The sequence below is a fragment of the Acinetobacter sp. TY2 genome, assembly GCF_046269225.1.
Classification (GTDB): Bacteria; Pseudomonadota; Gammaproteobacteria; order Pseudomonadales; family Moraxellaceae; genus Acinetobacter.
Genome location: NZ_JBJZOR010000001.1, coordinates 101806 through 116893 on the forward strand (window position 1 = coordinate 101806; position 15088 = coordinate 116893).

Genomic DNA, 15088 nt, shown 5'->3' on the forward strand with positions numbered 1-15088 from the left:
GATTACTCCTTAAAGACCGGACCGGACATACTTGAGTTGCGTGCATCACTGAGTACAGAAATGAGTAACATGGTTGCACCGACAACCGTGACATAAACACCCAGATCGAAACCTGCGGCAGATGCCAAATGGAATTTTCCAAAAATGTCAGTTTTAACATAAATGTGTGCACTGGTGAGGAATGGACGTGCCCATAACCAAGCGGCAATACCTGTTAAACCTGCAATAAGTAATCCTAGACCAATCCAGACTTCATACAGACGTCCAGATTTAACATTGAGCAATTGTTCGGTTTTGTCTTGTCCTAAAGCAATGTACTGAATCACCAGTGCCATAGAGGTAATGAGCCCTGCAATAAAGCCGCCACCTGGATAATTATGTCCACGCATGAAAATATGTAGACTAACAACAAGTGCAATAGGTAGCACCCAAGATGCAGTCATACGAAACATGAGTGGAGATGGGTTGAAGCGGTAGGTTAGACCTTGAGTCATCGTTGTACCATGTGCTCGCATACCATCCATCATGCACAGTGCACCAATGCCTGCGATTCCAAGTACAGTAATTTCGCCAAAGGTATCGAAACCACGGAAATCGACTAAAATGACGTTGACAATGTTTGAACCACCACCTAGAGGAAGTGCTTGTTGTACAAAGAACCACGAAATTGAATCGTGATCACGGGTTAGAATTAGCCATGTAATCCAACCAATCCCTAGACCTGCCACAATTGAAATAATTGCATCACGCCAACGACGGGTACGACTCGATTCATAAGGCGTAAGTTGAGGCAGTAATGATAAACTCATCAATAACAGTACAGTGGTCACGACATCTACAGTGATTTGAGTTAGTGCCAAATCGGGAGCAGAAAGTAGAATAAAGACCATGGTTACAACTAAGCCAATTGCACCACTAATTAAGACCGCTTTAATGCGTTCATGATGGAACCACAGCATCATCCAACATGCAGTAAAGAGTAGTAACCACAAGACAATGGCTGTGAGTGGGGCACTTGAAAGTTCACGTGTACCGAGGGTTAAACCTTGTCCCCATAGCGGTAATGTCACCATGAAAATACTAAAAACAATAATCAATAAAAGATAGTTCTGTAATGAACCTGTTTCGGTTTTTTGTTTTATTTTTTGAGAAATAAGTAGGAGGTTTTTAAGGAACTTTTCAAAAATCAATTTACCTTGAAATGCACCTAAAGCAGGGTCAAGATCAATTTCACGAATACGTCCACCTTTAGCCAGTGCAAAATAAAAAAGTAGACCACCAATTAAGGCAATACCACTCATCAATAAGGGGGTATTGAAGCCATGCCAAACTGCAAGGTGTACACCTTCAAATGTTGGTAATTGAGCGCTTGCACGTGTTCCTGCATTGACAATATTTTCAACCAATAAAGCAGGAAGAATACCGACTAAAATACATAAAGTAGCAAGGAAAATGGCAGGTGCACGCATACCAATATGAGGTTCATGTGCCTGTTTATTGGGAACTTCTGTACCGATGTCACCATCGAAGAATACGCCGTGTACTAAGCGAGCTGAGTATGCAACAGCAAATAGTCCTGCTAAAGTTGCCACAATAGCAGCAATAACAACATAACCACCTGATAGGTTTGCCAAAAGTTCAGTAAAGAACATTTCTTTAGACAAGAAACCGTTGGTGAGTGGAACGCCTGCCATTGCAGCAGCAGTGATCATCGTCAATGTTGCGGTAAATGGAAGTAGTTGCCATAAGCCACTAAGTTTACGTAAATCTCGTGTGCCACTTTCATGATCAATAATACCTGCAATCATAAACAGTGCGGCTTTGAACGTTGCATGATTAATGATGTGAAAAATAGCAGCAGCAACGGCTAAAGGTGAACCAATACCCAATAGGCACATAATCAGACCTAAATGACTGATGGTTGAATATGCCAATAAGCCTTTTAAATCTTCTTTGAAAATAGCAAAAAATGCAGCCATGCATAAAGTGAGCAAACCAATAGTAGTCACTAAATTATGAAATAATGCCGAACCGACAAAAATAGGTAAGAGGCGTGCAACTAAGAAAATACCCGCTTTAACCATGGTTGCTGAATGTAAATAAGCAGACACAGGAGTCGGTGCTGCCATAGCATTAGGTAGCCAAAAATGAAAGGGGAACTGCGCACTTTTTGTGAATGCACCCAATAAGATCAGCAATAAAGCAGGGACGAATAGTGAACTATTTTGAATTTGCTCCGCCATTCCAGTGAGTTGATCAATTTGGTAAGTACCAGTGATTTGCCCAAGTAGAATGAAACCACCGAGCATGGCAAGACCGCCCATCCCTGTGATGGTGAGCGCCATACGAGAGCCACGTTGTGCCGCTTCATAATTGCTCCAATACCCCACCAACAGAAAGGATGAAATACTCGTTAACTCCCAAAAAACCAATAAAATAATTAAGTTATTGGATAATGAGATGCCAAGCATTGCCGCCATAAACAGCATGAGCAATGCATAGAGTTTACTGAGAGAATTTTTTGGACTGAGATAATAATAGGCATAAATATAAATCAGCGTGCCAATACCACTGATGAGTAATGCGAAGATTAGACTGAGTGCATCGAGACGAAAGCTAAAATCGATGCCGAGTTGCGGTAACCATTGCCAACTTTGGACAACAGGTATGCCATTAAAAACTTGTCTAGCTTGTAATAGAAGTAGCAAGAAGCTACTTAGGCTGACAGCAATTGCGCCACATGCAGTTAAGCCACGTGAAAATCGTTGCAACCATAAGACAAGTAGAGTGCCTAGGACTAATGGTAGTAAGATGATAATCGGTAACACACGTGTATCCAGTATCGTGAATGGGCCGAAACCTCAGTGAATCTTATCTTCCAAAAACTGCAGGGACTCAAGGAAAGCCCCAAAGCGATGAAACTTTGGAAGCTGAATCTAAAAAATTTGAAGAAACAAGCTGTATTGCACAACTTGATAAAACGATTGTAAAATCAAAATGGATTGAAAAATCTAATTCAAATTGAATTTTTATCTTATTACATGTAGGGAATAACATCAATTTATTTTGTCAGATTTTGCATAATGTCAACATTGTACGGCTAGTTTCACCTAGGTAATGTTGAAAAATACGTCAGAAAATATCTATTTAGATGCTATTTTACAGATCACTTCAATCTGTGAATGAATCTTTTAAATCAGAATTTTAAAGTTCTAGATTCATTATGTGAGAAATACGCGGATTTAAAAAAAAGACCAAATATGCAAATATCGAGTCTTTGGTATTTTTTTGATTCGTTTAAATCATCATTGACATGGAGATATATATGCAAATACTTAGATTTAATTCAAAGGCTGATGTGGCGTAGGATCATGATCTGCTCGCAGTAAGGTCAATAAAGCCAGTTTTTCATCAGGATTCATGCTTTGAATTTTCTGAAAAAAGTCAGTCATATTATGTTCAGATGTATTGATCTCTATATTTTCTAAAGCAGATTCAGTTTCTATGTTTTGGTCGGAAGTAGAATGATTTGAGAGTAAATCGGCATAGATTTGTTGAAAATTTTGCTGCTGATTGTCAAATTGAATCTGTGAGATGGTTTTATCTTGAAGTAAGAAGCATTGATACTGTTCTGCAGTTTCAAGTAAAGCATTACGTTGACTCGTTACAATAATTTGTACACGCGGAAATGCATGATGTAAACGTTCTAATACACCTAAACTATATGAATCATCAAGTTGGGCATCCAACTCATCAATCATTAAAATGCCATCACCTTCTATGCAAGGGTAAAGACTCAGTGGATTGAGTAAACACATACGGCGAACAATATCACCTAGCATAGCAACTAAATTTTTAAAGGAATTGGACAGTTGCACAAATTGAATGGTTTGCCCTTTGTAGACCACCATCAATTGTAGACGAGGTTGGTATTCAATAAAAAGATCAGTAATGTCGGGAATAACGGTTTGTAGTGTGGTGCGGAGTGCCGTTAAGGCAGGGGTATGCATTTGGGTGCTAGCATGTAGAAGTGCATCTGCCAATAGACTAGTATCAGGAGGTGTTGATGTCAGTTTACTTTGCTTACGATCTGCTAAAATTTGTTGAAAGACTTGCGTTGTTTGGGCATTTTCCACATCACTGATCTCTCTTAACCATTCAAAAAAACGAGTAAATGTAGTAAAAGGCAATGGAACAGCCTCATAGGCAGTTGCCGATTGGAACACATGAGGATTGTTTTTATTTAATAAACTAATTTCATTAACAAAGCGTTCAGTTGGATAAAATGCAACAAGGGGTAAACCTTGCATAGGGTCTTGTTTAATCGCTTTTATATACTTTGCAGTCAGTTGTTCGAGTTGTTCAACATCGACTTTACTGATACCAACACCCGTTGCATTTAATGTTTTATACAGCTCCCATTGGCAACGAAAAGTATTAATACTACGTGCATCGGCACTTTCACTGAGTGGTCCAATTTCAGTAGGAACATCAACTTCAATCTCAATCTTAGATTGCACACGTTTGTACATAATATCTTGATCGGGCATGACAATGCCGGGACTGCGTAAATCTTTGAAGCGTGCAGGAAACCATGACAAGGCATGAAACATATTTTTAAGTAGCGTGGTTTTTCCTGAAGCTTGTTCACCAATAATCAGGGTCACAGATTGATTAGGATTAAATTCAACTTTCAGATCAGAAAAATGACAGGCATGTCTGAGACGAATGGCATGAATTTTCATGGTATACCTTTAAATTTTGACGACTGAATTGTTCTGCTAAAATTTAGGCAGACGCTTTATTATTAATTTGTGGTCTGATTTTGAGTTGTTGAACCAGATCGTAGATATGATGAATGTTTAAGCTTACTTTAGCACGCGTACAGGCAACGTATAATAATCGTAATTCTTCATCACTGATTTTATGTTCTAAGCCATTTATTTTAAATTGGTAATCATCTTCGATATGTACTCGATTCCATTCTAAACCTTTGGCTTTATGTGCTGTAGAAATGACGTAGTCGGCTTGTTCAATGGGCGTAATTTTGGCTAGGGCTTTTTTTAGTGGTTCAGTACCGTGATCATCGACTAGCTTTACTAAAGGTTTAATATCACTGCCATCATTGGTTTCACAGTATTCATGTACATCATGCCAAGAATTAAACCATGCAAGTTCAGGAACATCCGTTGCACGCTTGCCTTGTTTGAGCATGCTTGCCGCATCAACAAAACGGTTTAATCGTGCGTGGTCGGCTTGTAAACTGACTTTATCTCCCTGAACTAAACCTGAAAGCAAAAGCTCCATTGCACGTGCGTTGGTACGGCATAAAATGGCATCACGCATTTTGGTATGTGGTTTATTGACCACACTTGATTTTGCGTCAGGATTACCAATTAACGGCACAGTTTCATTCAGCGCACCAAGTAGTAAATTTGCAACATCAGCAATAGGTTCACCAAAACGGAATGAAGTCGTGAGCCGTGTTGAAGGCAAAGGCATTTGTTGCATGGCATTGACCGCACCACGCCATGCATAAATTTGTTGATGTGCATCACCAACATAGATTACTTGAGTATTACGCTGACGCAGTAAAATTCCAAGCATAAGCGGATCTGCATCTTGCGCTTCATCGAACAGCACATAATCGGCAGGAATATACGGATCGGAAAGTGCCCATAGTTTTAGATAAATATCATGTCCAATACCAGCTTGATGATTCTGATCAATAGACTCTAGCCAACGGCGCTCGACTGAAGGATATAAATGTTTTTGTAATGACTCAACATCATCGGTATGTAGCCAACTTGGCGTTTGAATGTGTCGAGGGGCAGGGTATTGTGAACTTGTCGAACAAAAATAGCTGACGGCGTTGGCAACCAAGCTCGCAAGACGACTTGGCATGAGTGTGTAACGTTCGTAACGTCCACCCATTAAACGACGAAGTGTGATTGGCTCTATACGATATTCTTTAGCTAGAAAGCCTGGACTTAAACGAGGCAAGCGAAGTTTATCGGTCACACCACGAGGCACGCTACGAAATGCGAGTGAGTGAAACGTTCGACAGTCTACGCCACGATGAAATTTATTTTGTGCTTCAGATGCAATCGCTTTGTTAAAAGCTAAATACATGCCACGGCGATGCTGCATAGCATCACTGATCAATTGTAATGTTGTCGTTTTACCCGTGCCTGCATAAGCAATCACTTTAAATGATTGACCTTTTTGCGCTTCTTCAATGGCAAAGTTTTGTTCTGTCGTGGGCTTTAATAGGTCTGACACAGTGGCTAAAATCTACACAAAAATAAAAATCAAGAGATTGAGTATAGCAAAGAACAGTCCGAATAAGCGTACATTCAATCGGGAAGATCATGTTCGAAAAGCTGAGTAAATGTTGGTTCTGAGATAAGTCATGGATAATAAAAAAGCTCATGTAGTACATGAGCTTTTGAATTTAAACATTATCTTTGCTTATTGAAGTGAATAATTAGTGATCACGCTTGGCTTTTTCAACTAATCCTGATAAACCTTGACGGCGTGCCAATTCATTGAGAACCAATTGAATATCAAGGTCGAAATAACCCAGCATTACAATGGTATGGAACCATAAGTCTGCCACTTCATAGATTAAATCATTTTTATTATCTTCATTGGCTACGGCTTTAAAATCTTTAGCTGCAATAATGGTTTCAATGCTTTCTTCACCAATTTTTTCTAGAATTTTGTTTAAACCTTTGTCGTAAAGCTTCGCGACATATGAAGAGTCAGGATCAGCCGCTTTGCGCTCTGCCATCATTTTTCCTAAATAATCGAGGACTTCGACTTGTTCGGATTGGGCATTTGATGCATTCATTGCCAATGTGTGTGGATTTACCGATTTTTCACCATAGATTGCATTTGGATCTTTCAGTTGAGCATCGACAATTTCCCAGCCATTTGGTGTGAGCTTACGATAGAAACAAGACTCACGACCTGTATGGCAGGCTATTCCGCCTTCTTGTTCAATTTGTAGGACGATCACATCTGCATCGCAGTCTAAACGAATTTCGTAAACTGTTTGAAAATGCCCAGATTCTTCACCTTTGAACCAAAGTTTACTACGTGAACGTGAGAAATATACCCCACGCATTTTTTCTGCGGTGAGTTGTAGCGCTTCACGGTTCATCCATGCCACCATCAAAATACGACCTGTAAGATGATGTTGTGCAATAGCAGGAATAAGTCCTTGTTCGTTAAATTTTACTTCATCGAGCCATTGCAAGTTGTTCATAGGATTTCACCAAATTATTAAGTTTTAAGATGCTACGTGCTGATGTTTTTGAATCAGCATAGAGGATAATAGTTTACGTGATTTGAAATGGTTTGCGGAAAATCTTAAAAATTATTTATCGTTAGGAATCCACGAAACATAACCTTGGTAATGCTTTTTAACAAACTCAACAATAAATTCTTTTTGAGCATCATTAAAAACGTGGTTGTCTTTTTCCCATTGTAATTTCAATCTAAAAATGAACGAATCCATATAGGTTTTATTCTTATCTGTGGTCAGGAAATGATAAACAGCAGAAGGAAAAAAGAATTTATAGCCTTCAGAACTTAAAAAACTGCAACTATTTCCAAAATAATATAAATATTTATAACTTACATCTTTCTATGTCTTAATACTTTCAAGTGGTCTAGTGCGTGAACGAGCAGCATCTAAACCTGCTTGTAAGTAAAATTTTGACCAATCGAAGCCCCATTCAAGAAGTAAGCCTTCTGCGGACATGTCTATTGCCGATAAATAATCATCATCAATTTGGTCAAAATAACAATAATGAGTATTGTAGAAATCGCATTCTAGTAGAGAGCGATTATCTCCTAATTGGAAAGGTGGGAAAATATTTTCGAGAGATTCTTTAGTAATTTCAAACATCGCCATTCCGTTTGTTTTTCACAATCTGCTCATACTGCATCTGACTCAACATGCCAGATTTTAAACCTGAAACAGTCAGCGCCATTTCTTTGCGGAAATAGGGAATACGGTACATCCACGAAAAAGTTAAATCACGAAAAGTACCCGCCCACCACAAATCAGATTGATAGAGTGGAGTTAGTAAACGACTTAAAAACTGATAAAAAGCAGTCGAACTTTGACGATGTTGATGATAAGTTTGCCAAAGTTTCACATGATCAATTGAATTATTATTTTTCGATATTTCTACAGCCTGCCCCAATGCCCAAGCATCAAGGAGTGCCATATTTGCACCTTGCCCAAGTTGTGGACTCATGGCATGTGCAGCATCGCCCAGCACACCAATGCGACCTTCACCAAACTTAGACATCACCACATCACGATAATTTGCAGCAAACCATTGTTGTTTTTCTTCGGGATTGGCAATGACTTGCTCCAGCCATTCAGCAGCAGGCTTCCAACGCTTAGATACTACTTTTAACCAATCAGAACGTGATTGATTATCCTGTAAAAAATTCCTTAATTGATCTGTTGGCATGCTCCAAAAGACACTTGAAAGCCTCTGATTATGAGCTGTAGGAGTTGCACCCGTTGGGAGAATACCCATCATAATTTTAGATTTATCATAAAACTGATGCAGAATTTTTGCTTCGAGTGTTAAACATTCAGGAACAATTGTCCATTTTGCACCCCAAGGATAAGGCTTATCAATCTTCACCCAAGCCTTAGGACGTAGCTCGCTACGTGCGCCATTTGCAATAATCACTGTATCGAAAACAGCATCAAAAGGTTGATCATCCACAGCGCCATAAACTCTTATTTCATTGGTAGATTCTTCAAGTCGTTGAATATCTGTATTCATTTGCCATGTAATCAATTCTGAATATTCATGGCATTTATTTTCTAACACATGACATAAGCTTGCACGATGAATGCCTAGACCGTAAAAATTTGGGTGTGCTTGAGTATAGTGACTATCAACAATTTTAAAACCATTGGCAAGTTGTCCTTCTAATCCTGTGACGATTGCACCTAGTTTAAGTGCTTCATCGAGTACGCCTAAATGTTCAAATACAGCAAGCCCAGAAGGTTGTAGCAGTAGACCTGCACCGACAGGTTCGAGTTCGTTTACTTTTTCAAAAAGGGTGACGTGAATATTTTGTCGAGCCAATAATATTGCAGTTGAAAGTCCTGCTGTACCTGCACCAATGATGGCAAATTTTGGAATTTTAGATGTTGGCATTATTGGTTTTAGTCTTTTTAATTGTTTTAAATTTAACAAAATAGAGGAAATAGGCAAGATAAAACTTGGTTAGCGTTTTATTAATCTCCCTAATTCCCTCTTTAAAAAGAGGGAATTTTTTAAGTTTATAAACGTTGCATTACTTCCGCAAAATTCTGTTTTTCTATCAACTCTAAAAATTCATCGCCCAATCTTTGGCTTTCTGCAACAGATTGTCGCCATAATTTTTTACGTTCACTGTCTGATAAGCCTTTTAATACAAAATCTTTACGATCAGGCAACCGTCCTAAAGGTAAGGATTGTAAATATTCTTGAGATGGCGAAATCAGTAAAGTTCTTGCTTGATTTTTAGGGTTGGCTTTACGTGATTTAAACATTTTATCGAACCAACCCGGTGTGATACTGTCGGTGAAATGAGGATATAAAACAATACCTTTACTCTCAAATGGTAGGTCGATGTGATAGTCAATCAAACCACCATCACGATATGCACCTTCAGGAGCATCGGCAATATTTTTCACTGCAGGCGTTACACCTGGAATTGAACCCGAAGCCATGAGCCAATCGGCAACATTATCCTGATTAAAATTCATATAATGAGTTTTAAAAGCATCATCCCGAATTTTAAATTGTGGAAAATCTGTAGGCTGACAAATCACACGCTGCATAAATTTATTTAAGTGATCACGAGAAATCGCATTACTACCAATAATTCCAAGTAAAGAGCTATATAATGCAAGTTTTTGATCACTTTGAAATAAATGTTCGGCTTTTGCTGCAATGATGGCTAAATGATAGTCAGGATGAGTGACTAATTTATCAGGTTGATCACCTAAAACTCCATGAAGCATGTCTCTTGAAATTTTTTCGATATCGGCGATTTTCATACCTTTTTTAAATGGTAAATTGATATACAACTCAGCCAATTTTTCAGGTCCGAGTTTTTCACCTTGCGCCACAATTCCTGCAAAACGCCATGCACCAACAGATGAACCAATTAAAAAACGTCTTTGTTTGGCTTGAGGGAGAAATTCCCCAAAAATAGCTTGGTCTAAACCTGTCAGCCCGATGCCTTTGGGACCACCTGCTGCACCTGGAATCATATCCACTTGCTGTGCATGAAGACCTTCTTTTTCGATCAGTTGTTTGGCGAGCGAGCCAGCTTGGATTTTAAGTGATGATGGTTTTCGGTAGAGAATTTGGGTCATGGTGATGTTCGCTCAAACAGATGGCTATATTTTAGAAAATAGTCATGACAGGGCAATGGCGAGAGGTATCAGTAGATGACTTTTGAGTCATTGGATACTTTATTCAAGGTTTTGAAAATAAGTATTCCTTAATTTTTAAGAAATTGGAAAAACTGAGAATTGCTATTCAAATTTATATTGAGAATTCCTTCCCCCCAAAGGGAGAAGGTTAGGATGAGAGGAGTTTAAATAAGAACTTCTCCCTTACATAGCAGTTCTACTCATCTCTAAAGTTAAATTTTGTACAAGTACGTCATTTAGATTGGGAGTGTAAAATCCCTAATATGGAAAAACCACACCAAATTTGATGTGGTTTTTAAGGTAGTTCAATTATTTAAGATGATTTAATTACTTCGCAATCCGCCAAATCGCTAAAACACTTGCCAGCACAATTAATACGATAGATACATACCACGGCGCAATAATTGCAATAGACAATAAAATCGCCATGATACTGCCGAACATCCAACTCCGTTTTTGTTGATGCTCAACTTCCAAACGCATCATTTGCAATTCATGTAGTTGCTTTGAATGCCAAGCAGATTGATTTTTCAAACCATTTAGACTATCAATCATTAGCATTGGTAAATCTTGCGCACCTAAAAGTAAATCAGGGATTTTTTGCCCTAATTCTTTCAGGTTTTTCTGAGGGTTCATCTGTGCTTTAACCCATTCAGTCAGAATCGGTTTTGCTGTACTCCAAATGTCCAGATCAGGATACAAGTCTGTTCCCAAACCTTCTACGTGCACCAATGTTTTGAGTAATAACATCAATTGCGGTGGAATTTCTAAATGAAAGCGACGTGCAATATCCATGACTTGAATCAAAATGCCTGCAAAGTCCAATTCGTGCATCGGCTTGGATACCATTGGTCCGACAGTGCGACGCATTTCACGTGCTAAAGCATCTTGATCAGTCCCCGGTGGAATCCAACCTGCTTGATGCACGATTTGAATCAACTGCATGAAATCACTGTTCATTACAGCAAGTAACATGCGAGCAACGGTCATCTGATCTGATTTAGACAACTCACCCATAATTGCACAATCGAGTGCAATATAACGAGGACTACTTGGATTTAGTGTTTCAACAAAGACATTTCCTGGATGCATGTCAGCATGGAAAAAGTTGTCACGGAACACTTGGGTAAAGAAAATTGTTAAACCTTTTTCAGCGAGATCTTTACGATCCATGCCCAATCTATCAAAGGTTTCAGTATCTGAAATTGGTACACCTGTGATGCGTTCAGCCACCATCACATCTTTGCTATCCATATACACTTCAGGTACATACATCATACTTGAACCTGTGAAGTAATGGCGCATACGGCGTGTATTTTCAGCTTCTAAAGTCAAATCGAGTTCATTCAAAATGACTTGACGATAGTTCTCAATAATTTCTGAAATATGCACAGCACGAGCAGCTTCAAGACGCTTTTCTAGACTTGCACCAAGCCATCTTAAAATTTCAAAATCTTGTAAAATTTGACTGCGAATGTCAGGTCGAGTGACTTTGACAACTACTTCACGACCATCATGGAGGGCAGCCGTGTGTACCTGTGCAATTGATGCTGCTGCTAAAGGCTGTTCGTCAAAACGGGAAAATAGCGTTGAAATATTGGTTTTTAGAGATTGTTCAATACGCGTTTTCGCAACATCATTATCAAAAGGTTTAACACGATCTTGTAATAAAACCAATTGTTGTAACATTTCTGGTGGAATCAAATCACGACGAGTTGAGAGTAATTGCCCCATTTTAATCGCGAGAGGTCCCATCTCTTCTAAAGCTTCTTTCAGCTTGAGAGGGTTCTTTTTCTCTTTGCTTGACCATGCAGCAGGGTGCATGCGAATTAATGCTAAAATATGACGCGCTTTTTCAGGTAATTCTTCCGCAGGAACCAGTGTATCGAGTCGATAGTGCGCGGCAATGCGCCAAAGTTCGAGTAAACGGCTGATGTGCGGAATCATAAATGGTCTTACCTAGATTGTTCAGAATTGAATTGATTTTGAAGTTGTTGAATTTTAGCTTCAAGTCGGTCAATATTTTGATTGAGTTGACGCGTATCTTGTTGTAGATCATCCATTTGCCAACGTGGCGCAAAAAGACGAGAATCTTCTTTTAGAAAATCTTCGACAAAGAAGGTATGACTTTGCACTGAACGTTTTAAATGTTTGGGTGCAAGCTGAATTTTGCCGATTTCATGTGCCAAAGCAGGACCAATCCACGGGCTTAAATGTGAAGCTAAATCAGGTTCAGTCTGTTGGATGATGTTTTGAATATCCTGCAAAAGATGATAATCACCTTCAAGCGGAATATTACCAATATCTTCAGCAACAAAGAGCTTCGCTAATTCAACAATACTTTTGACGTGTAAGGTTGCTGTTGCTTCAGCAATTGCAACATTTTTGTCATAAGGGCGTTGTTCAAATATAGAAGGTGTATCGCTTTTACCTGTCACCGTTGGTTCAAAACGAACTTTATACTCATCAAAATAAACATCAACCGACAACTGTGGTGAGTCGATCACCACACGTAATAGTTTGCCTTGCAACTGATTGAATTGGATGCGAGTAATCGCATCCATATTGATCAACTGATTGATCAGTCGTTCAACTGCACCGAGTGCTAAAATTGACCACATAATGCAACCTTATTGTTAATCATTAAAATGTGAAAATCACAGTTTAAAACCACGGTGAACCGCAACGATACCACCCGTTAAATTGTGGTAGTCACAGTTTTGGAAGCCCGCATTTTCCATCATCCCTTTAAGGGTACGTTGGTCAGGGTGCATACGAATTGATTCAGCTAAATATTTATAACTTTCAGCATCATTGGCAATGATTTTACCCATGATTGGCAATGCCGTGAATGAATACATATCGTAAAGTTTAGAGAATGGTTCAAACACAGGTTTAGAGAATTCTAAAATGAGTAAACGACCACCTGGCTTAAGTACACGATACATGGCTTGTAGTGCAGCATCTTTATCAGTCACATTACGTAGACCAAAACTGATGGTGAGTAAGTCAAAACTGTTGTCTGCAAATGGCTCTAAAGTTTCAGCATTTGCCAAAACGAAATCGACATTGGTACAGCCTGCATCAATCAGACGATCACGACCAACATTGAGCATCGATTCGTTAATATCAGATAAAACTACGTGACCTGTAGGACCAACTTCACGGCTAAATACTTTGGCTAAATCACCCGTACCGCCTGCGATATCAAGTACGTGTTGACCACGACGAACGCCTGACATATTGATTGCAAAGCGTTTCCATAAACGATGAATACCAAATGACATTAAGTCATTCATGATGTCGTATTTTGCTGCCACTGAGTGGAATACTTCGGCAACTTTTTGAGCTTTATCATCACTACTTACAGTCTGATAACCGAAGTGAGTGGTTGCACCGACATTGCCCGTGTTTGCGCCACGTGGCAGATTGTATTTAGGTACTGTACCTGAAACAGGTGTATCAACATGGGCTTGTTGTAAAGATTGTTGTTGCCCTTGTGGAGTACCTTGCGGTAATGGTTCAGTTAAAAAAGGACTCTGTTTGTCTGTATTGGTTGCCGACTCTACAGGTGCGGTTGGCTGTTGGTTTTCATTCGACACTTGAGTCACTCCTGAACACAAAAATGGGAAATCTGATCTTATTTTGCATAATGACAGATTCTGCAAAAATTTGCAGTCTTCTGCACGTAATTGTTATGAATAATATACAAAAACCGATCGAAAAGATCGGTATATATTGGATGTGATTTCAACATTTAATAAAATGGGTTGGGTTCGCCCGCATGAACTTTTTCAACAATTTCCCGTTCTTTTACCGTGAATGTATGAATAAAATTTGCAGCAGATTTCATAGGTTTCATTGCGATAAAACCCTCACCAATAAAGTCATACATCAATTCAAAACGATATTTATTTGCAGCACCTTTACACATTTTAAAAGCAGTGTGCATGATGAATGAACGCATATATTTATCGAGTGCGCCACCAAGGTCATCAAGTAAAGAGAGTTGATCTAAACGGGCGTCATATTGATCGAGTTTAATAAGTGTTTGACGCATCATTTCATTATCAATGACTTGATCTGCAGGATAATCTTTCAGAAGTTGTGCTGCGACTTGTTCATCAAGCTGCATGGCTAAAACAGCAAGTCCAACAGATTTTAAGCCTGTTTTAATGGCATTTTCAGGAATGATTTTTTCAGCTTTATGCGCGTATTTTAACAAGCGTTCAATTTGTACAGCTAAGTCATCAAACTCAGGACCACCATATAAACGATTAAGAAAATATTGTGCCATCAGAACATTTTCTTTTTGATTAAATAAGTCCTGATGCGTCATTTGAATACGGGTTTTTAACCATGTCTGTGCTTCATGTAAACGATTTTTTAATATAGGGTCGGTGTGGTAACTCAACTGCTGATATTGTTCTAAGAGTTGATCTAGTGCAGCAAGTTTAGACATATAAAGCTCGAGAATCTGTTTTGATCAAGAATAAAGGCAGTTTAACGGTATCTCTATGACAAAAAAACAAAACAATGCAGAAAAAATGCCATAAATATTGATTAATTTGAGCAAGGTATTGACTCTGTATAAAAAAAATCATGATGTAATCTGATCAGGTT

At 38.8% G+C, this 15088-nt stretch carries 13 protein-coding genes; 1 reads left to right on the plus strand and 12 read right to left on the minus strand.

Going from position 1 to position 15088, the window contains the following annotated elements; translation table 11 throughout:
* Positions 1–2: 2 nt before the first annotated feature.
* Positions 3–2840 carry a monovalent cation/H+ antiporter subunit A gene (locus ACK1JC_RS00515; protein ID WP_409510010.1) on the minus strand — a complete coding sequence of 946 codons (2838 nt, stop codon included), beginning with the start codon at positions 2838–2840 and terminating at the stop codon, positions 3–5.
* Positions 2841–2848: 8 nt separating this feature from the next.
* Between ACK1JC_RS00515 and ACK1JC_RS00520 the strand changes: the two genes are divergently transcribed.
* Entirely contained in the window at positions 2849–3025 is a 177-nt protein-coding gene (locus ACK1JC_RS00520; protein ID WP_409509900.1) for a hypothetical protein, read from the plus strand.
* Between the two features lie 316 nt (positions 3026–3341).
* Here ACK1JC_RS00520 and ACK1JC_RS00525 read toward each other — a convergent pair whose 3' ends face one another.
* The 11 genes from ACK1JC_RS00525 to ACK1JC_RS00575 all read right to left on the minus strand — a co-directional run bounded on the left by ACK1JC_RS00525 (position 3342) and on the right by ACK1JC_RS00575 (position 14927).
* Positions 3342–4745: an AAA family ATPase gene (locus ACK1JC_RS00525; protein ID WP_409509901.1), complete on the minus strand. Its 1404-nt coding sequence runs from the start codon at positions 4743–4745 to the stop codon at positions 3342–3344.
* A gap of 43 nt (positions 4746–4788) precedes the next feature.
* Positions 4789–6282 (minus strand): UvrD-helicase domain-containing protein, encoded by a 1494-nt coding sequence (locus tag ACK1JC_RS00530; RefSeq protein WP_409509902.1) that lies wholly within the window; start codon positions 6280–6282, stop codon positions 4789–4791.
* A gap of 205 nt (positions 6283–6487) precedes the next feature.
* Complete coding sequence (gene hisIE, locus ACK1JC_RS00535; RefSeq protein ID WP_409509903.1) at positions 6488–7270, minus strand: bifunctional phosphoribosyl-AMP cyclohydrolase/phosphoribosyl-ATP diphosphatase HisIE; 783 nt, start codon at positions 7268–7270, stop codon at positions 6488–6490.
* A 111-nt stretch (positions 7271–7381) separates the two neighbouring features.
* The gene (locus tag ACK1JC_RS00540) at positions 7382–7522 is read right to left on the minus strand and encodes a hypothetical protein (protein WP_409509904.1); all 141 of its coding nucleotides are present in this window, start codon (positions 7520–7522) and stop codon (positions 7382–7384) included.
* A gap of 129 nt (positions 7523–7651) precedes the next feature.
* Entirely contained in the window at positions 7652–7915 is a 264-nt protein-coding gene (locus ACK1JC_RS00545) for a hypothetical protein (protein ID WP_409509905.1), read from the minus strand.
* A complete protein-coding gene (locus tag ACK1JC_RS00550; protein WP_409509906.1) occupies positions 7908–9197 on the minus strand; it encodes an FAD-dependent oxidoreductase in 1290 nt (429 codons plus the stop codon). The genes ACK1JC_RS00545 and ACK1JC_RS00550 overlap by 8 nt, the downstream gene beginning before the upstream one ends.
* A gap of 125 nt (positions 9198–9322) precedes the next feature.
* Positions 9323–10405, minus strand: coding sequence for a patatin-like phospholipase family protein (locus ACK1JC_RS00555; protein ID WP_409509907.1), 1083 nt, complete (start codon positions 10403–10405; stop codon positions 9323–9325).
* Positions 10406–10792: 387 nt separating this feature from the next.
* Positions 10793–12412 carry an ABC1 kinase family protein gene (locus ACK1JC_RS00560; protein ID WP_409509908.1) on the minus strand — a complete coding sequence of 540 codons (1620 nt, stop codon included), beginning with the start codon at positions 12410–12412 and terminating at the stop codon, positions 10793–10795.
* A gap of 8 nt (positions 12413–12420) precedes the next feature.
* Positions 12421–13086 carry an SCP2 domain-containing protein gene (locus ACK1JC_RS00565; protein ID WP_409509909.1) on the minus strand — a complete coding sequence of 222 codons (666 nt, stop codon included), beginning with the start codon at positions 13084–13086 and terminating at the stop codon, positions 12421–12423.
* A 36-nt stretch (positions 13087–13122) separates the two neighbouring features.
* Positions 13123–14067, minus strand: a complete 945-nt coding sequence (ubiE, locus tag ACK1JC_RS00570; RefSeq protein ID WP_409509910.1) for a bifunctional demethylmenaquinone methyltransferase/2-methoxy-6-polyprenyl-1,4-benzoquinol methylase UbiE — start codon at positions 14065–14067, stop codon at positions 13123–13125.
* A 155-nt stretch (positions 14068–14222) separates the two neighbouring features.
* The gene (locus tag ACK1JC_RS00575) at positions 14223–14927 is read right to left on the minus strand and encodes an FFLEELY motif protein (RefSeq protein ID WP_409509911.1); all 705 of its coding nucleotides are present in this window, start codon (positions 14925–14927) and stop codon (positions 14223–14225) included.
* Positions 14928–15088 lie beyond the last annotated feature (161 nt).